Raw genomic sequence first — 24,904 nt, 5'->3', positions numbered from 1 at the left:
TTCGGCCTCCACATCCAACCACACGACATAACAGATACTATTGCGTCCCTTCACTGAATGATACTTCACTCTCCACATGTCGTCGTTCTTACACGCCTCTCTATTGTAAATGTGATAATTCGATGGGGTCTTCCGCTGTGTGGTTTAACAATCTCTTTGTCCCCGATGGACACTTTATCGGTTAACGACAGTCCGGACATCTTATGGGTCAAAACAGCAAAGTGGTCCATTGGCCTGATAAGCTGCTTGGGACAGGAGAGCTACAATCGCTGATGCGAGAAGAAACCATTCTGTCACATGCTTCGGCTCGGACCAAATGTGGTCTTTTCGTCGTTTTGATCCATATCCCGTCCGGTTTTGACGAATTGCTGTCCTCATAGTCCATCCAGAAACAAACAGGACGGTGCATTTTCGCGCTGATGGACCAATGGACAGGAATTCTGTCAAAAATTGCGCCGCAGTCATGTTTATGCGTCAAAAGCTGAACAATAACAATTTTAGGCATAGGTCTCAACTGGCCTGTAGAGCCAAGTGTTGGACAGGATATCCGTCAAGAGTTCGGACAAATCGATGGCTCATACACACGCTGGTTTGGTGAAGGATGAGTTTGTTTTTCTGATGGCTCTTGTTTTTCAAGCTCAGATAAAAAACACGCTCCACCATATTGAAGATCTTATCACCAAAGTAGCGGGAGACCCCACGGGATGCGCAACGAGGTTGCAGCAAGCGAGTAAAAAGAGAAAAAGATCGAGTGTGAAAATGGACAAAGGATTACTGCCCTCGTACTCTGCTCAGAGGGAGATTGTTCGCTTTTGAGACACGTTACTCTCTCCTCATCCCTCCTTCGTTACTTCACTGCCAGAAAAGCGGGAACACCTGCGACAGTGACTCGCATCACCGCTGGGCCCCACCAAGCGTTACGCCCAAGTCGATCATACCAACTCCAGCGATGATGCGAGCGGACGGCACGCGGTGAGCGCTGTGGAGGGGAAATGTTCTTTGGAATGTCAGGCAGTGGAACACTCTCGACATGTTGTCTGCGCCAGTGGGTCATCCATGTTCGGCGAAGCATCCGCCCCGCGACATCCACCCATTGCGTTGCTGCTAGAATTCCAGACGTGGGTTCTACGCATGAAGGTGCAGGCAAAAGACGACGAACAGCACTGACGCGACGAGCACGATTCCCTTTGGCTTTTCGAGCCAGACATTGCTCACGCAGAGGGCAGCACAAGCAATCTTCTTGGAGGGCGACATAGACAGCTCGTTGAGAGAAGGCGTTCTCCTGGCGCACTTCGCTCAACCAGAGAGATTTTCCTGCAGGACATTGCAGCATCTCGTTCTCTTGTAAGGTGAAGGCATCTGCTCCGAAACCACCACGCGCCCATCCCCCACCTTTCGCCTGCTGCCAAGGGCCATATTCTTCAGAGAGACGTTCCGACACCACTATGTGTGCTGGAGGCTCCTTCGAGGAGGTCCACTCAATTTCGCGCATTTGTTGTCCCTGCATGGCATGTCCGAGCACGAGCCGAAGGTTCCATATCCATTGGCACGCGATTTGCCAGAGGGCTACGCCCACACTCTGAGTAGCAACACCAGCGATCCGGGTCGTTTTCGACATCTTCATCTGCGAGCACCGCTTCAAACGCCCCACGTCCATGATACAGGTCCAGCACGTCCTCCGCCAGAAATCTTTCGACATCAAGGGTCGTCATGAAGAGTTCATAGACCCACTCATTGATGCGCTTTCCCACCGAAATCGACTTTTCAGGTGCAGGAGCTTGATGTCGGGCAACAATCACGCGAACTTGAGGGAAGTCTTCCCCTGGTTGAAGCCAGCCTCCATCAAAGAGCTCAACGACCTCACCCGTGTTTCTGCTCGTCATGTTTGCTGTTGGTGCATGAACCAGGACACCTTGAATCTGGGGATGCTCCAAGATCTGATATCCTCTCCCTCGTGTCACGAGGTGCACACCAGCCAGGATGATTTGCGCGATCACCGCCGCGTCGCCATATTGCCCATCGAGACGGACTAAGGCCACCTCTGATGTGAGCGCAAAAGTTTTCACGTAGGAGGTGATCGCCTGAAGTGCTGAAGCAAGTTCGTCACGATAGTCGCCATTCCCTTTCCCTGAATATGTCCCGATCCATTGACGAGTATGCATTTGAAGAGCTGTGGTACGTGTACGTACCACCTCACCTCGCTTGCGCCCTTTGTAACCAGGCGCACAGACCGCATCAAGACGGCGTCGCGTAGCGGGAAGTTCAGGACCACAAGGTAACGCTCGTTGCCGTGCGGCCTGACGCGTGGCATCTACATCAAAAACAATGCAGCGGTGACCCTGGCGATCCCACAATCCGCCGATACTCTCCAAGGTCCAGCCATCAGTGAAAGCATGGTGCTGGAAGAGTGCGCGGAAGGCCTGCAAGCAAGGACGATCTACATCGGCTAAGAAGCAACTCAAGCTGGAACGATGAGGAAGACATCTGCGCCCAAACAATGCCATGAACTCCGTCTCGAAAGGCTCTATGCGCTCAAAGAAGTCTGCTAACGTCCGCTCGCCGCTGATTGCATAACCTATCAGCAAGGCAAGAAAATCGATGGGTTCATAGCTGCCAAAACGTCCGCGCACCAAACGCACCTCATGAGCAAACCCATCAAGCAGACCACTCGCTGCGAGGTGCTGAACAATGATGACCACTTCAGCGAACCAGACTGGTACCGAGGGGCGATCTACAGGAGATGTGTGGACTTGAATGCAAGCGTTGGGTATCATAGGTAGAGAGACCTCCTTCTGAGAGAAGATTTTGTTCCTTCTCATGAGAGATCTCTTTTTCTTTCTGCTGCTAGCTTGCTAGAATCTCGTTGCGCATCCCGTGGGGAGACCCGCTGAATTTTGGGATCTACATACAATAGGAAACGAACAAAGATCCTTTGTAGCTAAGTTGCCACCTCTGAATTTACAGTTGTCAAGTATCATGATCTGCTTCTGGAGCCATGTTCTCAGATAATGGATCACGATTGCTCAACATTGAGGGCAACTGTTCATGTTTGGGATCTGGCTCACATTTGGTGATTGATGAGCTTATTGATAGGCTTTCACCAGATTTGGGACAGTTTCAGGGTGGGAGCAAAAGGCCCTCACATTTGGGCATTTATCATTTAAGCAAGTTGATGGTAAAAATCAGCGCGACTCGAGAGAAAAAAGTCTGTAATGCGTGGCTCTTGATAGAGGAAGTCTATAAACGCTTGCTCTACTGCATCAGGCCATTCCACAAGGATAAACCCTTGCTGCTCACGTGTAAACTTCCAGAAACAAACCACTCCGGGCATCTGCTCTTCACGCAAGTGTGCTTGTAGTGTGGTGACCAGGCTCATGAGGTCCGTGGAGGCGCAGAGAATATGCGCCATGGATGTATGTGTAAGGGAAGACATTTCGTTCCTTTCTTCGAGGGACGTGTCCTGAGTGGTCTGGATAGGTGACACTCCTGGTCCGATCTGCAAATGCCCAACAATACCTGCCACGATGCCTTCCTTATCCTGAAGCAGGCCCTCCAGCAAATGCTCAGGCTCCAGCACGTGGCTCTGCAGGCGATAGGCAGCAATGACAGCTTGGATCAACGCTTTTTGTACTCTTTGAGTGAGGAGGAGGGAGGAAGGTGATGGCTGTGTTCCCTCTTCATTGATCCTTATGATCTCCTGCCGGACACGATCGGCATCTAGACGCAGCCTCTGGCGGGCATTGCTGTCAGGAGCTTGCAGCAGGGCTAGCAAAAGATGCTCGGTTCCCAACATCTCATGCCTCATATTGCGTACCGCCTGCTCGGCTAACGTGAGCACCATCTTCGTCTGCCGGGAGCATGGCCCAAACCATTGCTCCACTTCTTCGAGAGGAAGGGCGTCGGAAAACAGCAGGGGATTCAGCTTTTGGTCTGCCAGCAACATATCGTTGAGGGCAGCATCTCCTTGTTCAAAGAGACGTACCAGTAATGCTGGACCAGGGGCCCCAGCCGTTCCTGCCAGCCGTTGCCTCTTGAGATAGTGAGCCAGATCAGCAGGATCAATACGGTACTCCGAAGCAATGCGATAAGCGGCTAATTCTCCTCGCATGATGAGGCGACGAATGGTGATCGGCTCAACGTGCAGCAGATGGGCGACCTCCTCAGTAGTCATCAAGATTTCCATACAGATGCTCCTCTCATCCTTATCATACGATCTTAGAAATCTATAAGAACTATACCATCTTTATAGACAAAAAGCTAGTGACCTGCAGATATCATGAGAGATCCTAGACCTCGTCCCAGCTTGCATTTACAGATGTAGCGTCTCATAGACCTCTGCTGGAGCCGTATTGCTCGATGCTTTTCTCAGAGTGCTCAAGATTCGGAACTGACCCAATCTTGGCGAAAGCACTTCAGTAGAAGAGGTTTTGCTCTTCTTTACATATTCAGGAAAAGGAGGGCAATCGCCAGATAAACCCATCTATCACCAAATGTGAGCCAGATCCCACGGGATGCGCAACGAGATGGACTTTCGACTCAAATGCTTTCGAAGCACTTACATCGCGTTCTTTCTCGCAAGAGATGAGAAATCCCCCTTGGCCTTCATGGAAAAAGGAGAGTCAGAAGAGAGATACTGATCTGCCAGAGTACGCGAGACAGGGAAAAGCCGTTGGGCATCCGGCGGATTATGGGCTTTCTCTGTTCCGTTCCCGGCGGTTTCGGGGTCTCAGGGCAATGCGCGAGCCAACGAACCCGGCCAGAGCAGCATGGATAACTTGTGCTGGTCCCAGCAGCAGAGCGAGCAGCGGCAGCTCCTGGAAAGAAATGAGAATAGGAAGTGTCTCCTGGGGAGGACTTGGGAAAGCTCGGATGAGAGCGATGATGCTGTAGGTAGAGGTTGCTGCCAGAAGGGTGATGAATGCCGAGAGCATCGCTGCCCAAAATCCCAGCCACAGCGTGCCTGTTCGCCGTGCGATAAGGAAGGCGACCAGTGCATAGAGCAAGAGGGAGAGAAGCACAGCCAGCGTCGAGAGCCAGAAATCAGGTCACGTGTAGGCCCTCGCAAGAGGCGTGGGATGCCTGGAGGTCAGTGCCATAAGGGGTCCGAATATTCCCCCGGCAAGCAGCAATGCGAAGAAATACGGGAGGTAAGAGATGCCGCCCAGAAATACTCCAAGCACGAGCCCGGCAAAAGTGGCGAGAGGGAGCGGGCGACGCAGCTCTTCCTGCGAGGTCCTCAGCAAGAAGCCACTGAAAAAAAGGCTTCCGAGTAAAAGGAAGAAGACGCCAGGCTCGTGCTCCTGGAGGCCATACGGATCTGTTTGGAAGTAAGAGGCGATCAGGCATACCAACTGGAAGAGCGAGAGCAGAACCAGAGCGTACACCAGCATCAGCGCGAACCAGCGCTCGTTTCCAAAGCGAGAAGGAAAACGACTTGTCATGAGAATCTCCTGTCTTTATGCGATCGGCGTTTTTCTCTGTTTCTAGTATCACCGAGAAACCTGAAGGATCACATGGGGCAAATGTCCCATCCAGCAAGAAAGCCTGAAAAAGCACAATCAAATAGATACATATCAATCAAAAGGCGCCACCCGGCAGACTGTTCTCGGAGAGGAGAGGAAAGAAGCCTATTGATCAGGGTCTACGCCTCTTTGTAGAGAGGAAATCCATAGAGGTGAGCGAAGGAAGTCGAAAGGCCATGGAGCGTGAGGATCAGTCGCTCCTCGACTTCCGGACGAGCGTTGCGGAGCAGGCGCTCCTGCCACGTGATCTGCCAATGCGCACGCTCAGCTCTGGTCATCACGTACTCCTGGGTTCCGTTGATCAGTTCAGGCGGAGGCTTGGCTTCCAGAGTCATCACGACTGTTTCGGAGCGGATCACTTTGAGCCAGTTCCGCCGAATCTGGCAGCGTGGCCAATCACGCCACAGAACCGGGTAGATCGGAAGAGCTTCGATCAGGTCAGGGCAAGGCTGCGGTGGACCGAGAATTGGCGGGGTTGCGGCGAGAGGCCAGAAAACGGCATTGACCCGTCGAGGTTTGATGCTGGATTTGCTTTCCTGACACTCCGCTCGCAGTTCGCAAGAACGACAATCGCCGACGCGGGCAGCCTACAGCAGCCGGTACGAGCCATCGTGCTCAGGCCGGCGTTCTTGTGGGTAGAGAGGGTGATTGGTGGGGCAGAGCAGACTGCCATCCGGTTGAGGAGTAAAAGCTGATCTGGGGAAGCCTCTCGTAAATGACCGACGAGCCCATTGAGGAGGACCATATTCCCACGAGATACGCAACGAGATGTAAGCAACCAAGCAATAGAGAGAGAAAAGAACGCGTGGCGAAGAACGGAAAAAGGCACAGAGCTTCTTCGCCCTGCTGAGGTATTCAGAGGGAAAGGAGAGCGCGGTCAGTTGTTCTGCTGAAGCTTGTTCCTCCTCAGTGGTATGTGGTCAGGAAAGCAGGAACCCCAGCCACGGTAATGTGCACGTGCGGTGGACCGAACCAGGCATTGCGCGCGAGCCGATCTAACCAACTCCACCGATCATGCGAGCGGACCGCACGAGGTGAGCGAGGTGGTGGAGGAATGTGCTGTGGGGTCTCAACAAGTGGGAGGATTTCAACGTATTGACCGCGCCAGTGAGCCGTCCAGGTTCGTCGAAGTGCGCGACCTGCAACATCAACCCAACGGGTTGCAGCCAGGATGCCTGTCTGAGGTTCCACCAAGGAAGGTGCTGGGAGCAGGTGACGCACAACACTGACGCGACGCGCCCGGTTTCCTTTCGCTCCTCGCGCCAAACACTGCTCGCGCAGGGAACAGAGCCGACAATCATCCAACTGAGCCACATACACTGCCCGTTGGGTGTACGCATGTTCTTGACGCACTTCACTCAACCAAAGGGTCGCCCCAGTCGGGCAGCGGAGCGAGACCTCATCGTGCAGTGTGAAAGCACTGGCTGGAATCTGGCCCCGACCACTGTCTCTGGCCCATTGCCAGGGACCGTAGGCGTCTGGGAACTGATCGGTCGAAGAAACCTGTGGGGGACATTCCTTGGCCGGAGACCACTCCATCTCGCGCAGTTCCTTTCCTTGCATGGTATGTCCGAGCGACAGCCGGATATTCCACATCCATTGACACGCAATCTGCCAGAGCTCTTGTCCGCACTCAGTGTAGGAACACCAGCGGTCGGGATCTTCTTCGACATCTTCATCCGCAAGCACCGCCTCAAAGGCTCCCCGCCCATGATAAAGGTCGAGGACATCTTCGACAAGGAAGCCATCGATGGGCAGGGTTGTGATGAAAACCTCATACACCCACTCACCGATGCACTTGCCCACTGACACCCTCTTGCCCGGCTCAGGGGCGCGGTGTCGAGCCACAATGACGCGTGTTTGAGGCACGTCTCCATCCAACTGGAGCCAGCCTCCGTCAAACAACTCGACGACCTCATCACTGTTCACTCTGCTCACCCTCGCGGTTGGTGGATGAGCCAGCACATGCTGGATCTGAGGATGCTCCAGGATGCGATACCCTCTCGCTCGTGTCACCAGATGGACGCCTGCTGCCATCAGTTGAGCAATGGCGACAGTATCACCATATTGCCCGTCGAGACGAACGAGAGCAACCTCTGGAGTGAGAGCAAAAAGTCCTAAGTAGGTTGTGATGGCTTGGAGCGCCGAGGCAAGTTCTCCTTGATAGTCGCCATTGCCTCGGCCTGCATAGGTACCGATCCATTGACGGGTATGCATCTGAAGCGCGACGGTACGTGTGCGGACCACCTCGCCTCGTTTTCGCCCGGTGTAGCCTGGTGCACAGACCGCATCGAGTCGACGTCGAGGGGGAGGCAGGCTTGGATCACAGGGCAATCCTCGTTGCCGTGCAGCCTGGCGGGTAGCATCGACATCAAAGACGAGGTAGCGGTGTCCCTGCCGATCCCAAATCCCACCGATGGAATCGTTCGTCCAGCCTTCCGCAAAGCTGTGCTGCTCGAAGAGGGTACGAAACGCTTCCAGACAGGGACGGTCGACGCTCGCCAGGAAGCGACTCAAGGTGGCACGATGGGGAAGGTCAGCACGCCCAAAGAGGGCCATGAAGGCTGGCCCAAAGGGAGCGACACGTTCAAAGAACGCCAATAACGTTCGTTCTCCACTCATCGCATACCCGAACAGGAGTGCGAAAAAATCAATTGGTTCATAGCTGCCGAAGCGTCCACGTACCAATTGGATGTGATGCGCAAAGGCTTCTAGGAGTCCTTTCGTGGTGAGATGCTGGGACACAATGACAACTTCGGCGAACCATGCGGGCACCGAGGGACGATCTACGGGAGAGGTTTGGACCTCTATGCTCGGGTTGGGTCTCATACTCAGAGAGACCTCCTTGTGAGAGTATGGTTTGTTTCCCTCTCATTAGATGTCTCTTTTCTTTTTATGCTGCTAGCTTGCTACAAGCTCGTTGCGTATCCCGTAGGCAGATCCTTTTTATCGGAGAATCGGCAACAGGCCCGCTCCTTTGCGCCTGATAATAGCCCGTAGCGCCCCCTCATGGAAACGAAACAAAAAGAATCTGCAATGTCACAGGTAAACTGTGACAGGCTTCTCTTATAATTATTTTACAATCTGGCAACTCATGTCCCTGTCCACGGGAGAGACAGAGGTAGAGTGAACCGGCAAAAAGGGTTCACTCCAAGGTGGACTCTCTCATCCTGTGAGCGGCAGGGACTTTACACCCTCGTTTGCTGGTGATTTGTGGCAAAAAAAGAAAGGACACACAAAGTATGTTATCTCTCCGCACCGCAAAAACCCTTTTAAGTCTCAGACGTCTAGCTTTGTTCGGCATCATGACGTTGGTTCTCTGCGCCACATGGGTTTACTTCTCGGGCACTGTATCCGCACATACCAATATTATCTCGAGGGCCCAGGTCGGCTGTTATGGCTACAGTTGCGATGGCAAAAATCCCATTGTGATGGGATGTGACGCTGATGCTTGGTATGAATATACGGATACGGGCTCAGCAGGACTTAGTACAGCAGCTATCTCCCTGCGTTTTAGCCCCGCTTGCGGAGCCGCATGGGCATTGGTGAAATTTGATTCCCCGCTAGAGGGTGAAGTTGGCAACGCCATTATTACGCGCAATAATGATGGCAGGCAGTATGACTGTGCGAATGGCGGCAATGGCATTGTGCTTCGTGGTCAAACATCATGCTATTCTGGCATGGTGGGCGATGCTGACTACACGTTATCCGCCTATGCGTCTGGCATGTACAATTATGGCAGTGGCTGGATACGGGCCTGCAGTACCCCATCTTATTAGTCTCTCGGTTTTGGCGGCAAGTGACTGGTTAGCTCCCTTTCTCAACCCCCAGATCACTTGACGCCGGGCTTCCACTCTCGAACCCGATTTTGAGAGGGAATGACGATCCCGGCCATAGGTGCAGCATGCCAGGGTCGTCGTTCCCTCTCCTCGTGGCCTCCAGATCCAAAGTCCCTGAGAAAAATCGGCACTTTGCCCCTCTTTGGGGTCCCGACATTTTTTCCGGTGTTTTTCCCGCTAAGTAGGCAGCAGTAGATGTATAAAAAGATAAAAAGTATTTCGAAAGATACATTGGCCCAAGAAACATCGAGGAACCGGCGTGAGTCCTCAATTTTGCGTGGCAAACCTCTTTTTCCTCTTTCTCTGGTGCCCAAAGAGGCTGATAAGAGTCTTGTTCGTAACTACTCAGGTCCCAGGTTCCCAGGGGTATGGAAAAGTCAGCAGAGATCCCATTGGAAGCCCTGTCCTGTTCGCTCTGCTTCACGCCTCCTGCGCAGGTTGATACTCTTGCTCGCTCAGCCCGAAGGTCCAGGCGACAGCTTCATCAGCGCGGTGGATGGTCGGGGGCACGCGCAGATAATAGGAGCGCGCGCTTGAACTATCTTGAACATGGACATAGTGGGCAACCTCTTCGGGATCGGGCGCCAGGTCAACCGCGTACAGGCTCCCGTACTTGCCGGTGTCCAGCCACCCAGCCCCGATGGTCTCAACAAAGTTGGGCATGCGCTCTTGCATCATGCGCCGCACTTCCAGATTGCGCTCGTTGAGCCAATCCTCGCGCGTGAGGGTTTCAGGCTGCATAATCACACGTTCCGGTACGACTACCCCATGCCAGGCATAGACCCCCCACCCATCACCATACTCCAGGCACTTCCTGTCGCCGCTGTGCAACAACCCATCCGCGTCTTGCTGCATGCGAATGGGCTTGCGCACCAGCCAGGCCAGCTTGTGGCCCAGATAATAGCCGGAAACCAGCTCATTGAAACGCGCTAGGTGAATCAGCCTGTTCGGCTTGAACACGTCGTGCAAGAACCTGCAGACGGTCAATTGGCCCTGTTCAATATACGCCCTGACACCGTCCGAGGCGATCTGGTTCCAGATGATGTTCCCGTTCTCACCATTGTCAATCGCTTCCAAAAGACCGAGACGATCGTAGAGCGCGGTGTTCATCTGACGACCCAGACACATCCAAATATTCTCGCCCCCCAGTTCTGCCGGCCCCTGCGCAAACGCTTTGTTTCCCTCTCACAGATCCAGGCCCAGAGAAAGAGCACTGCGACGTAGAGCATCAGGATCATCACCCAGAGCCATCCCCGCCGGAGCACCCAGGCATGTAATGACCAAACCATTGCACCGCTCAGAGCCAGAATCCCTGCGAGCTGAACCACCGCCACCCACCGCCGCCTTCGCTGGTAGATACGCGGTGGCAGAAACCCCATGCTGACCTGCAAACGGGTGACGCACGCTTGCATGTCGTCCCACAGCTCTTTTGCCTCCTGATCCTGGACCTGTTCGGTCTCGGCTTCCAGCTCGCGGGCCTGGGTGAAGGCCAGAGGAGAATCAAACCAGCGGATGCGCGGGGGCGCTAAGCCAGCGACCTGGTACGCCCGGCGCAAATGGTCCTCGGCGGCCAGCTCATCGACCTCCGGCTCCAGCATGGCCGTGGCTCGCTCCTGGGCAAATTGCCGGGCGTATGCCTCCTGCTCTCGCGTGAGTTTCTTCTGCCCACGGACAATGTTCGGGCAGGGTGGCTCTTGCGTGAAATCCATCAGTCCTCAATCTCCCTGATGGCCTCTGGTGCGTATTCACGCTGCCGGGTGATCTGATAAGAACCGGGCTCCAATGTCAGCGAGCGGTGTTCCTCATGGACTACTTGCGTCTGTTGAAGCACTTCCAAGAAGAGCGCGCCACATGCGTCTTCCAGCACACGGCCTTGGACCAGTCGATGAGCGTGCCCAGTCACTTCTCCCGCGAGAATAATCTTGCTCTGGCGTTCGTTCAGCCCTTCGGGCAAACGAGCAATGCGTGTGATCAAGACATCCCCCTGACGAAACATTTCCATGCGCGGATACTCCTTTTTAGAGAGGATTCTCTCTTTTTTGATGTGTGTATGAGGATTATACCCTCTTCATTCTTTTTCTGTGAAGATATCTGGAAACGGAACAGGGCAAGGAAAAGTCGCAGCCCATACAGCAGGCATGAGCCGCTTTTGGGAAGGGAGTCCAGAGGGCGCAGCACCTCTGGCGGCGAAGCCGTACCGGAACGCTGGCAGGTGACATTTACAAAGCCCTGCCAGGTTCCCAAGCAATGGGAAATGGAGATCCCTCAAACACAGCGGTGAGAGCAGCCAGCATAGGACGACCTTGTTTGCGCATCGTGGACAGATAACTGCGAAGGGCGCAAAAGGCGGTGGCTCCCTGTTCACTGCGGAAGGTGCCAGAGATCTTTTGTTGGACCTTGATCATGCGCAGATCGCGTTCCGCTTGATTGTTGGTAAAGGGGATCGACAGATCATCCAGGAACGCTAACACCTGTTCGGCTCGGGTGAGCAAGGCATCCAGCAGATTTTTCGAGGCGCTCTGCTTCTTGCGGCCCGACTTTTTGGGGGCGGGGCCTGGCGGCGGCAGCGCCAGAGCCCCATGCTCAGTGAATCCCCGCTGGAGCACCTCAAAATACTGGAGCACGAGGGCGTCGCGCTCGGGTGGTGGAACCGCTTTGGCTCCCTGCTCCCGGAACACATCCGTTGTCTTCTTCATCTGCAGGAGCAACTCATACATGGCAGCAGCCCAGGGCCGCTTCTCTTGCTCGGCCACAAACAGGCAGTCGCGTAAGAGATGGGCACCACAGAGGCTCTGCTGACACGAATAGTGATCATAGCTGTGCCAGCGATCACGCATGGCACGGCCCTGATACTGTGGCAACACCCCGATCGCGTCGATGGCCTCCTGTCCCCGTTTGGGGTGCCAGCTATACAAGGTGAGCCATTTGGTCAAGATCACATGCATCCAGCGCAAGAGGCCCTTGACTCTGATCCCGCTCTCATCCACATGGTTCAGTCGGCTCGCCACCAGCCATTGTTTGAGCATGTCCATCCTCGGCGCTAAGATCTGGGCAGCTTCCGCGACCCAGCGCGCGATGGTTCCCTCCGAGAGTTGACCTCCCCACAGATCCGCCACCAGTTCCCTGACGCGAGCGAGAGGAAGCAATTGAAACTGCGAGAGATAGACCGCCAACGCCTGCATCTGGGGCCCGTACTGAGCTGGTGCCTCGACCCCTACTGGGAACGACCCGCTGGTCCGATGTCCGCAGGTCGGGCATGCGACCGTTTCCACTTGATATTCGATGACGATCAGGTGCAATGGGGGAAGTTCGTGCACTTGCCGCCGTTCGGTGACCTGTCCGGGGATCTCCATCAGCGAAGCAGAGCACCCTGCGCACTGGTCTGGTCGATGGATGAGCACCTGGTCTGGCTCGGCGACCTGCAGCAGGGCATGGCCCTGGTGTCCCCTTTGGCCTCCTGACGGCTTCGCGCTCTTGGGGCGTGACCGCACCTTGCGCGTGAACCCATCGCTGGACGGCGGTTTGCTGCTGTTATGGCTATCTTTCGCCAACCGCCTTTCCAGTTCTTCGATGCGCAGCATAGCACTCATCAACCGCCCTTCTACTTCTTCAATGCGCCGCTCTGCTCTCGCGAGGGCTTCTTTCAGGTGTGCGTTCGCTTCTCTCAGGTGGTTCGCTTCTTCTTCTGTCATGCTCGTAGTTTACCAGCTTTGTCCAGTCTTCTCTCAGGAGACCTGAGTAGTTACTCTTGTTCTCATCTCAAATACTTCTAGCATTATCTATTTCCCCTTTTGCTTAGAGGGAAAAACACCGGGAAAAATGTCGGGACCCCGAGAACGTGCAATGGCAGCAAAACGAAAACTGAATTTACAGAAACGATTGAGTACGATCCGCTGTTGACGCGGTTTCTCCCCTCGTCAATTGATGAGCTGCTCACTCTTCACGCTGATTGCTCACGCTTGGCGCTGATACTGGGTCTTGGTTACTTTCGGTGGAAAAGTTCATCAATGAGCCTGCGTTCCATGCCGGAGAGCTTCCTGGCTTGTTCTACCGAATCAGAGGTGCTATAGTATGTCCATCCATTGACTCTTTTTTTATTCAGCACAGGAGTGCTTCATATGGCCTGGACAGACCTTCTCCCACCTCTCCCCTCTCTGAAGATGGACGCCATCCTGAAGGAAGGCAGATTCTGATCACGCTGGTTTCAACCCGCGAGAGTGATCAGTGTCCCACCTGTCAGACCAACTCACAAGCAGGGCACGGTTGGTACACTCGCCGCATCCAGAGCCTTCCATGTTCGGGCCAGGCAGTTATGTTCCTCGTCCGCGCACGGCGTTTTCGTTGTCTCAATCCCGCCTGTCATCGTAAGACCTTTCGAGAGGACCTCTCCGCCCTTGCTTCCCGCTATCAGCGCCGCACGCAAGCGGTGACCCATCTCCTGCGCAGCTTGGGAGCAGTCGCTGGTGGTCAGGCTGGCGCACGCCTTGCTGCCCAGATGCACCTTCCCATGAGTCGCTCCACCTTGCTTCGCTGCCTCATCCGCCAGGCCACCAGCCCTGAAGGTGCTCCACGAGTCGTGGGCGTTGACGATTTTGCGTGGGCAAAAAGACGTCGCTATGGCACAATCCTAGTGGATCTGGAAACGCATCGGCTGTTAGCGCTCTTAGCCGACTGCGAAGAGGAAACGGTGGCCACCTGGTTTCGCCACCATCCCAGTGTGCAGATCGTCACGCGCGACCGCAGCCTCAGCTTTGCTGATGCGATCCGGCGTGGAGCTCCTCATGTGCTGCACATTGCGGATCGCTTCCATTTACATATGAATGCGATGACGTGTCTGGAAACGCTCCTGACGGGGGAGCAGGCAGCAATCCGCCGAGTCGTGGCAAATCTGCGTGCTGATTATCGGGAACCCATCCTGCACCACCCCCAAAGCCCTTGGCACCTGAACGACAACAAAGTGAGCGACGGACTCGTCGGTACGCCCGATATGAGCAGGTGATTCAGCTCAAAGCGCAAGGCTGGTCGCAGCGGGCGATTGCACAGGAAACCGGGCTGCATCGGCAGACAGTGGCAATCTATCTTCAAGCCGGGCAGTTTCCTGAACGTGCTCCTCATCCTCCCCGCGGACGCGTGATCGAGCCATATCTGGACTATTTGCGGCAGAGGTGGGAGCAAGGGGAACACAATGGTCGCCTCTTGTTCGAGGAAATCCGGGCGCAAGGCTACCCCGCAGGACTCACCCACGGGATGCGCAACGAGATGCACAGTTCAGATGAAATAGCTCTGCAGGTCGCTTCACCGCTATCCCCAGCCAGGCTTCCAACTTCTTGGACGTGGTTCCAAGATAGAAAGTGGCCAATGGCTCAAAGCAGGGTCAGAGCCAGTTCGCGAGAGAGAACATCTCGTTGCGCATTCCGTGGGACTCACAGAAGTGTATGTTGCTCTTCAACCTTGGCGCACACATGGACCAACAGCCAGCCTGGCTCGTGCGAAAGAGGTGCAACAGTATCCATCGTATTCTCCCAAGCAAACGCTTTGGCTGCTGTTCAAAGAGAAACCAACGGCTGAGGAGCAACGCTTTGTGCAGGGGGTCCTAGAGCAGAGCCAGGTCATTGCTCGTGCGTATGCGTTGGTACGCTGGTTTCGCCAGATCCTCACCGAGCGTGACGAGACCGCTTTGCCCTCATGGGCGTATGAAGCTAAGACCAGCCAGATTCCCGAACTCATGCGTTTTGTCCAAAGACTGTGTCTGGATTGGGAAGCCGTCGAAAATGCGTTGTTGTTTACCAGCAGTCAAGGGCAAGTTGAGGGCCAGGTGAATCGGCTCAAAGTCTTCAAAAGGCAAAGCTACGGGCGTGCAAGCCCTGCCCTCTTACAAGCTCGGTTAGTGGAAGCAAGCCAGCTTTACTGCCATTGACTCAGCGTTCTTGGCCAACAGTGAGCACTTTCGTTATCAGCGCTAGCAGATTCATACGCGCTTTCCGCTCGCACAGTGAGAAAGCACTGGCTTCATGTGCTTGGATCTGTTCAAATTCGCTCACTCTTCGTCCTGAACGGATCTTACGCACTGTGTGGAGCAACCATGGTCACAAGTTGCGAACGTGATTGGATCGGTTTCACTTGGGATCTGTTGAGTTTTTCCACCGAAAGTAACCAAGACCCATCTTTTTCCCGTATTTTACACCTGAGAATAAGCTCAACTTTTTATGCCAAAATCGTTGGTTTCTTGCAACAAACAGATGAGTGAAAAGAAAACTGGCCCTACCCAGTGGAGCTTCTGCCGGGTAGGGCCAGTTTTCTTTTGGAGAGCCTCGCCCGATAGTCCTGACGAATGCCTTCCCTCTATTGCTCCCACGTTGCTAGACAAGCAGAACGACCACCTCGCTAATCTCCATAGGAGAGAGGCTTACTGCAGGGATGGGGGGCCTCGTCGAATCGATGCATGTGCAGCATCAATCTCCTGCTCAGCCTGAATGCTTTGTAGACACCAGGTTGTCCCAGCCTCAGCGTAGGTCCTGAGAACTGCTCGTGCTTGCGCGTTGTGGACGGCATCGAAGACTGGTCCATTGGCAACAATGTCGAAGTGTGAGGTCTGGGTACGACGTTCATCTATCCAGTGTTTGAGCTGGCTTATGTCTGAAGGAGTGAGTTGAGTTGGGATTCCAGAAGCTGCAAGGGTAACAGGATAGACGCCATCGAATCTGGCGGCCCTCCCCATCGGCCCTTTTCTGGGCCAGATTCCTGCTACCCAGATCGGAATGTTAGGAACCTGGAGCGGTGGGGGACAAACGTAATCTCCTGGACCTGATAGTACTGGCCACAGTAGCTGAATGGTTTCCCACTCCACAAGCCTTGCAGAATCGCTAAGCTTTCATCGAGCATCCTGCTTCGCTTCTTCACATCGATCTCTTCTCCAAAAGCATCGAAGCCTCTATCGTAGACAGCGCCGATGCCCACACCCAGGATAAATCGTCCCTGGGAGAGATGATCCAACGTCACCGTTTCACGAGCCATTTTCCAGGGCCGACGACGTGGGACAGCAGCCACCAGGAGACCAATTTTGATCCGTTTGGTACGCATGGCAATCGCGGCTAATGCTATCCAGGGATCACTGGTCATACCTGCTTCGGTGCCTGAGTAACTGCCGAAGTGCATGGTATCTGAAAGAAAGAACCCGTTCCATCCTGCCTCTTCTGCTCCGTGCGCCAAGTCAGCAAGCTCCCGTACATCGCTATATTTTCCGAGAGTTGAGACCACTAGACCATAGTGCATAGAAGATTCCTTTACTTGATCGGTTGGTAGGAAAGGAGAGCGACTCCTGAAGGAACATCTGGGTGTGGACACGTTTCAGAGCCATCATCTCCTTCACGTCAGACCAGAGCGGCTTCCCGCTCCCTAAAACAACAGGATGGACTAAGAGCTGATATTCATCAATCAAGTCAAACTGCATAAGTACTCGCACAATACTCAGGCTCCCGTAGATCACTATATCGCGCCCGGGCTCTTGTTTCATTGATCTGATCTCTTCTGGAAGAATCTCCTGAATCAGTCGTGAATTGTTCCATTCAGCATTTTTCAGCGTCTTGGAAAAAACGATTTTGCGCATCGTATTCACTTGATGGGCGTATGCAACTTCCTCCTTTGCGGCTGTGGCGTTTTCAGCCACCTTTGGCCAATGCCCTGCAAAACCTTGATAGGTCGCTCGTCCTAAGAGCAACGTATCAGCCGCATCAATGAGACCGTTCTCATAGTTGTTCATGGCCTCATCTGCCAGAATCCACTCCATTTCATCGTTTGGGCCTGCAACGAAACCATCAAGGGTGATCCATATGCTGACAATGAGTTTCCTCATCGTATTCTCCTCTCGCATGGCAATATTTCCCCTTGCAAAATGCAAGTAGAATCAGTCTACCACCAGGGATCAGAAAAACTTCTCCTACCTTGCTCTTTTTTGTGCGTGTATACCATGTATGCATTCTGCTCCCATGCGGATTGTTCAGGCTTGCCTTGTTGTTCGCTATTGGGGAAGAATGACAACGTGTGCAAGCCGATGTCCAGTGCATACGCCTCCATCTCGCGCAAGCATGGGCGAGAGAGCACCAGCAAAAAGCAATGTTCCGAGGGGAGGGATACAATGAAGAGTTGCAGAATCGACCGTTTTCTGACACTCATGGTTCTGCTTTTCTGGTATGGAGAGAGACCAGAGGCTTGTGGAGAGGAAGAACTCTTGAACAGTCTCAAAAAACGTACCAAAATCAAAATATCATCTTCTGCGACATGAAACATCCCAAATTTTGAAGGTATTGTCAACTTGATGAAGAAATGGAAGAGTTTTTTGAGGGAAAGGGAGAAGAGGAGGGAAGAAGCAGAGGGTTGGAGAGGAGAGTATGGCGTTAAACAGCAACTTTCCCGCCGGTCACCTCGTTCCACATCTGGAAGCGATCCTGCATGAGGGCGCGGTAATCCCTGGCCGTGAGACGATGCCGTTTGGGCCGAAAGTGATCCAAGATCGGCCCAAAAGCGGAGAGAAACCGTTGGGCTTGGCCAGGGGATTTGAAGTGCCGCATGGTGCGCTCGCATTGCCGCGTCGGTTGATGCGAACGTTCCGCGCGGGTATTTAACCCCTTGTGTTGGCGATGCTCAACACTCGCTAGGATTTCCTTCTTTGCAGCGGCGTAGCTGGCCAGCTTGTCCGTGATGATCACCCGTGGGACATATTGGAGCCCTTTGAGTAATTTTCGAAAAAACTTCTTGGCCGCGTGTTTGTTGCGTCGGCTTTGCACGAGGATATCCAGGACATCGCCCTCCTGATCCACAGCTCGCCATAGGTAGTAGATTTTGCCATTGATCTTCAGGTACACTTCATCCAGATGCCACGTGTCCCCCATTTTCGGACGACGACGTTTCAGTTCACTGGCGTACGTCTGGCCACATTTCAGACACCATTGCCGGATGGTTTCGTAGGTCAATACCATCCCACGTTGCACCATAAGCTCTTCAATATCACGGAAACTCAGCGAGAAACGGAAATACAGCCAGATGCAATGGCTGATAACCTCAACCGGAAAGCGAAAGCCTTTGTAGACGGGGGCAGATGCTTGTGTTTTCATAATGGTTAGTCTACCAGACATTTTAGTCTCTCAGCAAGTTGACAATACCGTCCGTTTGCACTCCGCCTTGGGATATCTCTGCCCAATGGCTTTTGAACAGTTGATGAGTTCAGCCCAACTTCTTTCTTCTACGAAACCGGGTCAATAACATGTCCTTTTCGGATCGAACCTGTTCGTCGTATGAATAGAAGATCACAGGTGGTGATTTTCACGACAATGTCTCACATCTCGAGAAAGGAAAAAAGATGAACATCCCATCAGTCTGGTTTCCCAATGTCTGGTTTCCCAATGTCTGGTTTCCATAAGCAACATGCCAAGCTTGGGTGATTGCAATTAACCGTGCCCCTGACGGCATCCATACTGTTCAGGGGCATCTCTGCCAGGGGACAGCGTAATGAGGCTGTGTATCAATTCTTGCGCTCCCCCTTGGTTATGGGCCAGGCAATTCATGAAGCAGGGCCTGTCAACTTGATTGCATTCCTGCAATCAAGTTGATTCGCTAGGAAGAGGAGAAGTAGTGGAGGGTAGGAAGAATGAGAGGATCTACGTGATTACGCGACCATTTGACTCCAATCACCTCATTCCATGTTTTCAATCTGCTTCGCAAAATAGCATGGTATTCCTTGGTCTTTAAACGTTGACGTCGCGATTGACAATATCTAAAAATGTCTTGACCGCATATTCAGCTTTAAGAATGTCTTTTTCGAATCGTATTTGTTCGTCTTATATATTAAGACCGAATACTAAACATCCTTTATAGGACAATTTCTAGACCGGAAGGGAAGAAACAATGAAATACCTTCTTTTGTTGACACCTCGCCGTATGATGCTTGAAAGGGGTGCGCACTCAAATTGGGCAAAAAACGCCTGGGCGCTTGAAAGTGGGAGAGAATCTGGGTACGATTGATGCATCAGTCTATCTCATCGTGTCAAGGGGATCACACGGTGCCCAAGCGCAAGCGCGTCCAGCGGGAGCATACCGAAGACTGGCAGACCATTCAACAATATACACTCTGGCCGGAGCAAACGGCTTACGAGTTGCTCCGCCCCGTTGTACTTTTCGGCGATCCAGTTATTCAACGGGCACAAGAGACAGGCGAGCCGCGCACTAGCCTGGAGCGCAAAGCGGATACGTTCGATGAGCAAGGCATGGTCAGCTTCTTCGCTTCCAGGCCGCGAAAACAGCCACAGGAAACGGCACGGAGCTTACCGCCAGATATGCGCCAGTTGATTGTTGATCTGCGCATGGAAATGCCGAACATATCCATCCGTGAGATTGCGGAGATCTGCGACACCCGCTTTCAGCGGCGGCCCTCTCATCATTCAATCAAGACGGTGCTGGCTTCTGGCCCACCTCCCTCTATTCAGATGCGCCGCTTCCCTCCCTGGAACGACACTCCTGATCCTGCGCAGCGCCGCCACAACATTGTGCAACTCCATGCGGAAGGATGGTCTGTGGCTTCCATCGCCGAGTATTTGGCGGTGAGTAAACAGACGGTGTACACAACACTGAAACGCTGGTGGCAGGAAGGAGTCAAGGGACTGGATGACAAATCGCACGCCCGGCATCCGCGCCCAAGAAAGGTCACGCTTGAAGTCGCTAATGAGATTCGCAAAAAGCAAGAGAACCCGCTCATTGGAGAATGGCGCATGCATGCCGCGTTACTCCAGGAGGGAATAAAGCTGTCTCCGCGCACATGTGGACGCATCATGGCAAAAAATCGTGCCATCTATGGATGGGATAAGCCCAAAGCTCCACCTAAGCCGAAGAAAGAGATGCCCTTTAAAGCCGCTCGGAGGCACGAATATTGGTCGATAGATATACGATATATCGAGTATCACCAGCTTCCCAACATCAAAGGTCCAGTCTATGTAATTAGTATTCTGGAAAACTTTTCGAGAATGCTGCTGGCATCTGCTATCTCGGAAAGACAGGACACCATCGCCTACCTGAAAGTGCTTGCCAAAGCCTTGCGTAACTACGGCGCTCCAGAGGCTATTGTTACAGATAGTGGTGGGGTGTTTTATTCAAAACGCGCAATGGCGATATATGAGGCCCTAGATATCCGCAAGGAGCGGATAGACCCCAGACAGAGCTGGCAAAATTACGTGCGCCGCGTCGGTGGCTATTGGAATTCCTGCGCAATGCAGGAGAGGTCGAGAGCGAAATGACCTCTAGGATAATGACTTACTTGGAAGGGAAACCTGAAGAGGAAAACAGCATGTCATTAAAGTGGAGAAAGGTTGAAGGTATGTAAATCTTGGCTCTGCAAATCCTGTGTGTATGGTGAGTGAATAACGAACCTAAGTTCTTGGTGGTGATATGCCACACCCGTCATAGCATACCTGAAATGACGACACTGGAATACGCATGTGATGTAATTAGTGCGAAACCGCTCTCTCCAGTGAACCGCAAGCAATGAGCTTGGTGTGAATAACACAGAACATGGCACCTAACCACACTCAACGTTCCATAGACGCAAACGTGGGACGGCCTACAGGCGGCGACGCCCAGGGCTGCGGACCCCCCATAGTAGTCAGAGACGGTAACGCCGTTCACAAGGCGAAGGGGCAACCTACGAAAGTAGGCCAGAGCGCTCCCTTGATAAAAGAGCGCAGGGGAGGTATCGTGCAGTTTCACCAAACAGAGGTATGCGTAATGCAGGACGCCAACGTTTACCTGGAACTGGTTCGTGAGCGAGGCAAAAAGGGGTTGCCTCTTGAGCGGGTCTACAGACAACTCTTCAACAGAAATCTTTATCTCAAAGCCTATGGCAAAATCTATCGCAATGCGGGCGTTCTCACCAAAGGCGTCAATGAGGACACCATTGATGGAATGTCGCTGGAGAAAATTGATGCGATCATTGAAGCGCTGCGACATGAACGCTACCGATGGAAACCAGCGCGCCGAACCTACATCCCCAAAAAGGATGGAAAACAACGCCCACTGGGTTTGCCGGTGTGGTCGGATAAACTGCTTGGAGAAGTGGTCAGAATGATCCTCTCCGCTTACTTCGAGCCGACATTTAGCGACCACTCACACGGTTTCCGAGAAGAACGTGGATGCCATACAGCACTGAGAGAGATTTACTACGGATGGAGTGGAACCACCTGGTTCATAGAGGGCGACATTTCAGGTTGCTTTAATAACCTCGACCATGAATTGCTCATCTCAGCGCTGAGTGAACATATCCATGATGGACGGTTCATCAACCTCATCCGACAACTGCTCAAAGCTGGCTACCTGGAGGAGTGGAAATTTCACCGGACACTCAGTGGTGTTCCGCAGGGTTCCGTTGTCAGCCCGGTGCTTTCCAATATCCTACTGGACAAGCTGGACAAGTTTGTAGAAACAGTCCTCATCCCAGAATATACCAGAGGAGAGAAAAGAAAACGGAACAAGACGTACCAACACCTGATGGGACAAACTGAGAAGCATTACCGGAAAGGAGAAAAAGGTCAAGCCGCCATGTACCGCAAACAGGCGCAAAAGCTCCCATCAGTGGATACGCACGATCCCGATTTTCGCCGCCTGAGATACTGTCGCTACGCCGACGATTGGCTCATCGGCTTTATCGGTCCCAAATCAAAAGCGGAAGAAATCAAGCATCAACTCGAAATCTTCCTGCGCGACGAGCTCCACTTGGAACTCTCCAAAGCAAAGACGCTCATCACGCACGCAAGAAGCCAAGCAGCACGCTTCCTGGGGTACGATATTACCACCATCCAGAAAAATGCCAAGCGCATAAAGAACGTCGCACGTGGAACCAAAGGCAGAAGTGTCAATGGACGGATTGGATTACGCGTACCGCCAGAGGTGCTCAAGGAGAAATGTGACCGATACAAAAAGAACCAAAAGGTCATGCATCGACCTGAATTGGAAAACGATAGCGACTTTACGATCATGGGCCTCTATCAACTAGAGTACCGAGGAATTGTCGAATATTACCGCCTGGCCTACAATCTGCACACCCTCGACCTGTTGAGATGGGTCATGGAAGTGTCGCTCACAAAGACGTTAGCACACAAACACAAAACATCAGTGCAGAAAATGTGCGATAAGTACAAGGCCGAATGGGAAGAAAACGGCACGACCCATCGAGGACTTCGCGTGGTCATTCCACGTGAAGGAAAGAAACCCCTGATAGCGACCTGGGGCGGCATCTCACTGCAATGGGATGTCAAAGCAATCCTAAATGATCAACCGCCACACCAAACGATGGGGCGCTCTGAATTGGAGAAGAGGCTTCTGGCCCAGGTATGCGAACAATGCGGCGCAACGAGCCAGACCATCCCCATCGAAGTACACCACATTCGGGCACTCAAGGACCTGGAGAAATATCCAGGCCGTGAGAAACCCAGATGGGTGCAAATCATGGCGGCCAGACGCCGCAAGACGTTGATCCTATGCCGAACGTGTCACCAGGACGTCCAATATGGACGCCCAATGAGACGACAGCAACCAAGCTCATGAAGGGAATACACCAACGATACTGGAAAGCCGGATGCTAGGAAACCAGCACGTCCGGTTTGGGGGAGGGGAGTCGAAAAAGTACCACAGTAATGAGGCAACTCGTCGGCTTCCTATCCTACATTGAGGCGCACTTCGGGATAATGCGGCGTCTTGCGGATTATTACTTAAATAAAGCTCCTACGCTTGATGAGATGAAAAAGGCCCACCGCAAATTCATTCGGGACTACAATACCCAAATTCACTTTGCGCACCGGGAGCGTAATGACAATCGCCATAGCCCCCAGGATGTCCTGCGTGGTGTACTGGCGCGTACTCTGCCTGCGCCAACGCTGGCCCGCATCTTCTTTGCCACAGAGTTTACCCGTCACTTGGATCGATCAGGGTATATTCGCTTTCGCCGATGGCGCTTCTACGCTGAAGAGGGACTTGCCAGGCAACAAGTTCAGGTGAGCTTTTACACCAGCACGCTCAAGATCGAATATCAGGAGACGGAGCTGGCTTTCTACACGATAGAATGGGAGGCTAACAAGCACATTAAAGAGGTCAAGAATCCGCGTCTCATCGAGACGGGCTATCAGTCGCCTCAATTGAAACTGTGGACGCTCGGACCTGATGAATGGCTGCTCTTCCTGAAATTGCCGGACTACGCAGCGCGGAAAAAGCCGCAGCGGAAGCCAGATGTGATCCAACTTCCTCTGCCTGATCTCGATGAAAACCAGCGGCAGCAGGTTTCTTCATGAGTGGCGAGAACTGGCCCAAACCTTGCCGCGAGATGCGTGTACAACTCCCAGTCATGACGCGTCTTTAGAGAGACAGCTTCTTCAACAATGAGGTACTTTCTTTCCAGATTCAATTGCCATGAACCCCCGTATTGAGAGGTGTTCCCCGCAGACGGGACATGTCTGCGGGGAGGGGAGCCGGGCCCCGCAGGATAGACTGTTGCCCGCACTGTAGGGCCACAAGCCCGCGTGACGCGAGTTGCCGCAACTCCATATCCTGGGTCTCGGTCAAGCTCCCAGGCCGTTGCCTGCCCCTGTAGGTGAGGTATCTGCGCCAAGGGCGCAGTAGTTTGGGCGGACACCCCGCACAGAGCTCGGCGTGAGCCGAGAAGCCTCCGGCATAAGCTTCGGGGAGTGTCACACGCCCTGACGAAATCCTTCCTCAATCCAGGTCATGTGCGTGGCTGCATGCCCCGCTCTCCCGGCAAACAAGTCGCCAGCGGTCTGGTCACCAACGACAGTGGGCACCAGAGCGGCCAGCTGATCATCGGTGAACTGGTGCAGGAGGTCCACTGTGTCCTGCCGCGCCGCCAGGTAATCCGCTGCCACCTTCTCCAAACTGTCGTCATGGTGCTCGTTCACGTAGGTTTGATTGACACTGGCGACGGCCATCCCCAGCCGCTCCTCCTCCTGCGGGGTCAGCGCGCTCAGATCGCCCAGGATGCCCGGCAGTTCCATTCCCGCCGGGTATTGAGAGCGTAAGAGAACGTCTCGAGTGTCGCCGGCGAGTGTACGTCGCAGCAATCGCTGGATGTTGCGCTCGCTTTTCACCAGGTGAGCAAAATGATCCTTGGCGCGCCACGGAGCAGCTCCGGGAACTTCACTCGTCGTTGCCGGGCGCTCCAGGTCTTCCGGGCTTAGCCCTTGAAAAAACGCCATGACCTGCGTCTGCGATGCCGCAAGTGTGTCCAAAATCTCTGCACGAGTTGGCATGATTACCCTCCTATCGATCATTCAGTGATGCAGCTCTGTAGCTCTGGTCATCTGGTCTGTGAGAAGTCGAGTTGCGCCCGCTTTCGAAGTATAGCATGCGAACCCGAACAAAACTTCTCCCATCTTGCTTTTCTCTACCTATAGTCAGCACCCATTCCCAGAAAAGGTGAGAGGCCCTCTATCAACCTCGGCGATGACACCAACTTTTTTGCCCAATTTGAGTGCGCACCCCTTTCAAGCATCATAC

Annotated in this window: 23 protein-coding genes; 7 read left to right on the top strand and 16 right to left on the bottom strand. The window is 53.4% G+C overall.

Features of this window, described 5'->3' with window-relative positions; all coding sequences use genetic code 11:
• Nucleotides 1-847 precede the first annotated feature (847 nt).
• The 5 genes from JMJ16_RS12640 to JMJ16_RS12620 all read right to left on the bottom strand — a co-directional run bounded on the left by JMJ16_RS12640 (nt 848) and on the right by JMJ16_RS12620 (nt 5,441).
• Nucleotides 848-1,492: a transposase gene (locus tag JMJ16_RS12640; protein WP_201381692.1), complete on the bottom strand. Its 645-nt coding sequence runs from the start codon at nt 1,490-1,492 to the stop codon at nt 848-850.
• A complete protein-coding gene (locus JMJ16_RS12635) occupies nt 1,479-2,774 on the bottom strand; it encodes a hypothetical protein (protein WP_201381690.1) in 1,296 nt (431 codons plus the stop codon). Before JMJ16_RS12635 ends, JMJ16_RS12640 begins: the two co-directional genes overlap by 14 nt.
• A gap of 386 nt (nt 2,775-3,160) precedes the next feature.
• On the bottom strand, nt 3,161-4,183 hold the full coding sequence (locus JMJ16_RS12630) for a helix-turn-helix domain-containing protein (protein ID WP_201381688.1): 1,023 nt from the start codon (nt 4,181-4,183) through the stop codon (nt 3,161-3,163).
• Between the two features lie 502 nt (nt 4,184-4,685).
• Nucleotides 4,686-5,018 (bottom strand): hypothetical protein, encoded by a 333-nt coding sequence (locus JMJ16_RS12625; protein ID WP_201381686.1) that lies wholly within the window; start codon nt 5,016-5,018, stop codon nt 4,686-4,688.
• A 27-nt stretch (nt 5,019-5,045) separates the two neighbouring features.
• Nucleotides 5,046-5,441: a hypothetical protein gene (locus JMJ16_RS12620; protein ID WP_201381684.1), complete on the bottom strand. Its 396-nt coding sequence runs from the start codon at nt 5,439-5,441 to the stop codon at nt 5,046-5,048.
• Nucleotides 5,442-5,674: 233 nt separating this feature from the next.
• On the opposite strand from JMJ16_RS12620, the gene JMJ16_RS12615 reads away from it, so the two are divergent.
• Complete coding sequence (locus JMJ16_RS12615) at nt 5,675-6,217, top strand: hypothetical protein (RefSeq protein WP_201381682.1); 543 nt, start codon at nt 5,675-5,677, stop codon at nt 6,215-6,217.
• A gap of 211 nt (nt 6,218-6,428) precedes the next feature.
• Here the strand turns inward: JMJ16_RS12615 and JMJ16_RS12605 are convergent, their stop codons facing one another.
• Nucleotides 6,429-8,351, bottom strand: coding sequence for a transposase (locus JMJ16_RS12605; RefSeq protein WP_236601436.1), 1,923 nt, complete (start codon nt 8,349-8,351; stop codon nt 6,429-6,431).
• A gap of 413 nt (nt 8,352-8,764) precedes the next feature.
• Between JMJ16_RS12605 and JMJ16_RS54120 the strand changes: the two genes are divergently transcribed.
• Nucleotides 8,765-9,301, top strand: coding sequence for a DUF2690 domain-containing protein (locus tag JMJ16_RS54120; RefSeq protein ID WP_201381679.1), 537 nt, complete (start codon nt 8,765-8,767; stop codon nt 9,299-9,301).
• Nucleotides 9,302-9,781: 480 nt separating this feature from the next.
• Here the strand turns inward: JMJ16_RS54120 and JMJ16_RS12595 are convergent, their stop codons facing one another.
• The 4 genes from JMJ16_RS12595 to JMJ16_RS12580 form a co-directional block, all read right to left on the bottom strand.
• Entirely contained in the window at nt 9,782-10,489 is a 708-nt protein-coding gene (locus JMJ16_RS12595) for a DUF6745 domain-containing protein (protein ID WP_201381677.1), read from the bottom strand.
• On the bottom strand, nt 10,468-11,070 hold the full coding sequence (locus tag JMJ16_RS12590; RefSeq protein WP_201381675.1) for a hypothetical protein: 603 nt from the start codon (nt 11,068-11,070) through the stop codon (nt 10,468-10,470). The genes JMJ16_RS12595 and JMJ16_RS12590 overlap by 22 nt, the downstream gene beginning before the upstream one ends.
• Nucleotides 11,070-11,363: a hypothetical protein gene (locus JMJ16_RS12585; protein ID WP_201381673.1), complete on the bottom strand. Its 294-nt coding sequence runs from the start codon at nt 11,361-11,363 to the stop codon at nt 11,070-11,072. Before JMJ16_RS12585 ends, JMJ16_RS12590 begins: the two co-directional genes overlap by 1 nt.
• 217 nt (nt 11,364-11,580) lie before the next feature.
• Nucleotides 11,581-13,053: an IS66 family transposase gene (locus tag JMJ16_RS12580; protein WP_201381671.1), complete on the bottom strand. Its 1,473-nt coding sequence runs from the start codon at nt 13,051-13,053 to the stop codon at nt 11,581-11,583.
• A 299-nt stretch (nt 13,054-13,352) separates the two neighbouring features.
• On the opposite strand from JMJ16_RS12580, the gene JMJ16_RS12575 reads away from it, so the two are divergent.
• A complete protein-coding gene (locus JMJ16_RS12575) occupies nt 13,353-14,360 on the top strand; it encodes an ISL3 family transposase (RefSeq protein ID WP_236601435.1) in 1,008 nt (335 codons plus the stop codon).
• A 498-nt stretch (nt 14,361-14,858) separates the two neighbouring features.
• Nucleotides 14,859-15,278, top strand: a complete 420-nt coding sequence (locus JMJ16_RS12565; protein WP_201381665.1) for a transposase — start codon at nt 14,859-14,861, stop codon at nt 15,276-15,278.
• 489 nt (nt 15,279-15,767) lie between these two features.
• Here JMJ16_RS12565 and JMJ16_RS12560 read toward each other — a convergent pair whose 3' ends face one another.
• From JMJ16_RS12560 to JMJ16_RS12545, 4 genes are all read right to left on the bottom strand, one after another.
• Nucleotides 15,768-16,079: a hypothetical protein gene (locus JMJ16_RS12560; RefSeq protein WP_201381663.1), complete on the bottom strand. Its 312-nt coding sequence runs from the start codon at nt 16,077-16,079 to the stop codon at nt 15,768-15,770.
• A gap of 26 nt (nt 16,080-16,105) precedes the next feature.
• On the bottom strand, nt 16,106-16,633 hold the full coding sequence (locus tag JMJ16_RS12555) for an LLM class flavin-dependent oxidoreductase (RefSeq protein WP_201381661.1): 528 nt from the start codon (nt 16,631-16,633) through the stop codon (nt 16,106-16,108).
• A complete protein-coding gene (locus JMJ16_RS12550; protein ID WP_236601434.1) occupies nt 16,593-17,213 on the bottom strand; it encodes a dihydrofolate reductase family protein in 621 nt (206 codons plus the stop codon). Before JMJ16_RS12550 ends, JMJ16_RS12555 begins: the two co-directional genes overlap by 41 nt.
• A gap of 541 nt (nt 17,214-17,754) precedes the next feature.
• On the bottom strand, nt 17,755-18,471 hold the full coding sequence (locus JMJ16_RS12545) for an IS6 family transposase (protein ID WP_201381659.1): 717 nt from the start codon (nt 18,469-18,471) through the stop codon (nt 17,755-17,757).
• A 945-nt stretch (nt 18,472-19,416) separates the two neighbouring features.
• Here JMJ16_RS12545 and JMJ16_RS12540 point away from each other — a divergent pair.
• The 3 genes from JMJ16_RS12540 to JMJ16_RS12530 all read left to right on the top strand — a co-directional run bounded on the left by JMJ16_RS12540 (nt 19,417) and on the right by JMJ16_RS12530 (nt 23,685).
• Nucleotides 19,417-20,643: a helix-turn-helix domain-containing protein gene (locus JMJ16_RS12540; RefSeq protein WP_201381657.1), complete on the top strand. Its 1,227-nt coding sequence runs from the start codon at nt 19,417-19,419 to the stop codon at nt 20,641-20,643.
• Between the two features lie 487 nt (nt 20,644-21,130).
• On the top strand, nt 21,131-22,945 hold the full coding sequence (locus tag JMJ16_RS12535) for a reverse transcriptase/maturase family protein (RefSeq protein ID WP_201382848.1): 1,815 nt from the start codon (nt 21,131-21,133) through the stop codon (nt 22,943-22,945).
• Between the two features lie 89 nt (nt 22,946-23,034).
• Nucleotides 23,035-23,685, top strand: coding sequence for a hypothetical protein (locus JMJ16_RS12530; protein WP_201381655.1), 651 nt, complete (start codon nt 23,035-23,037; stop codon nt 23,683-23,685).
• Nucleotides 23,686-23,794: 109 nt separating this feature from the next.
• Here JMJ16_RS12530 and JMJ16_RS12525 read toward each other — a convergent pair whose 3' ends face one another.
• Both JMJ16_RS12525 and JMJ16_RS12520 read right to left on the bottom strand, forming a co-directional pair.
• Nucleotides 23,795-24,085, bottom strand: coding sequence for a hypothetical protein (locus tag JMJ16_RS12525; RefSeq protein WP_201381653.1), 291 nt, complete (start codon nt 24,083-24,085; stop codon nt 23,795-23,797).
• Nucleotides 24,082-24,657: a DinB family protein gene (locus tag JMJ16_RS12520; protein WP_201381651.1), complete on the bottom strand. Its 576-nt coding sequence runs from the start codon at nt 24,655-24,657 to the stop codon at nt 24,082-24,084. Before JMJ16_RS12520 ends, JMJ16_RS12525 begins: the two co-directional genes overlap by 4 nt.
• Between the last annotated feature and the right edge of the window lie 247 nt (nt 24,658-24,904).

It is taken from the genome of Ktedonobacter sp. SOSP1-52, assembly GCF_016587395.1.
The sequence above is the reverse complement of the archived record's forward strand: the minus strand, read 5'-3'. Positions and strand labels throughout refer to the sequence as shown.

Bases quoted from the DNA above. Each gene is read 5' to 3' on its own strand.
- JMJ16_RS12520 (WP_201381651.1), bottom strand. From the start codon at position 24,657: ATGCCAACTCGTGCAGAGATTTTGGACACACTTGCGGCATCGCAGACG.
- JMJ16_RS12605 (WP_236601436.1), bottom strand. From the start codon at position 8,351: ATGAGACCCAACCCGAGCATAGAGGTCCAAACCTCTCCCGTAGATCGT.
- JMJ16_RS12560 (WP_201381663.1), bottom strand. From the start codon at position 16,079: ATGGGGAGGGCCGCCAGATTCGATGGCGTCTATCCTGTTACCCTTGCA.
- JMJ16_RS12630 (WP_201381688.1), bottom strand. From the start codon at position 4,183: ATGGAAATCTTGATGACTACTGAGGAGGTCGCCCATCTGCTGCACGTT.
- JMJ16_RS12535 (WP_201382848.1), top strand. From the start codon at position 21,131: ATGCAGGACGCCAACGTTTACCTGGAACTGGTTCGTGAGCGAGGCAAA.
- JMJ16_RS12640 (WP_201381692.1), bottom strand. From the start codon at position 1,492: ATGCGCGAAATTGAGTGGACCTCCTCGAAGGAGCCTCCAGCACACATA.
- JMJ16_RS12595 (WP_201381677.1), bottom strand. From the start codon at position 10,489: ATGTGTCTGGGTCGTCAGATGAACACCGCGCTCTACGATCGTCTCGGT.
- JMJ16_RS12580 (WP_201381671.1), bottom strand. From the start codon at position 13,053: ATGACAGAAGAAGAAGCGAACCACCTGAGAGAAGCGAACGCACACCTG.
- JMJ16_RS12550 (WP_236601434.1), bottom strand. From the start codon at position 17,213: ATGAGGAAACTCATTGTCAGCATATGGATCACCCTTGATGGTTTCGTT.
- JMJ16_RS12620 (WP_201381684.1), bottom strand. From the start codon at position 5,441: ATGACAAGTCGTTTTCCTTCTCGCTTTGGAAACGAGCGCTGGTTCGCG.
- JMJ16_RS12530 (WP_201381655.1), top strand. From the start codon at position 23,035: ATGAGGCAACTCGTCGGCTTCCTATCCTACATTGAGGCGCACTTCGGG.
- JMJ16_RS12635 (WP_201381690.1), bottom strand. From the start codon at position 2,774: ATGATACCCAACGCTTGCATTCAAGTCCACACATCTCCTGTAGATCGC.
- JMJ16_RS12545 (WP_201381659.1), bottom strand. From the start codon at position 18,471: ATGAAAACACAAGCATCTGCCCCCGTCTACAAAGGCTTTCGCTTTCCG.
- JMJ16_RS54120 (WP_201381679.1), top strand. From the start codon at position 8,765: ATGTTATCTCTCCGCACCGCAAAAACCCTTTTAAGTCTCAGACGTCTA.
- JMJ16_RS12590 (WP_201381675.1), bottom strand. From the start codon at position 11,070: ATGGATTTCACGCAAGAGCCACCCTGCCCGAACATTGTCCGTGGGCAG.
- JMJ16_RS12585 (WP_201381673.1), bottom strand. From the start codon at position 11,363: ATGGAAATGTTTCGTCAGGGGGATGTCTTGATCACACGCATTGCTCGT.
- JMJ16_RS12555 (WP_201381661.1), bottom strand. From the start codon at position 16,633: ATGCACTATGGTCTAGTGGTCTCAACTCTCGGAAAATATAGCGATGTA.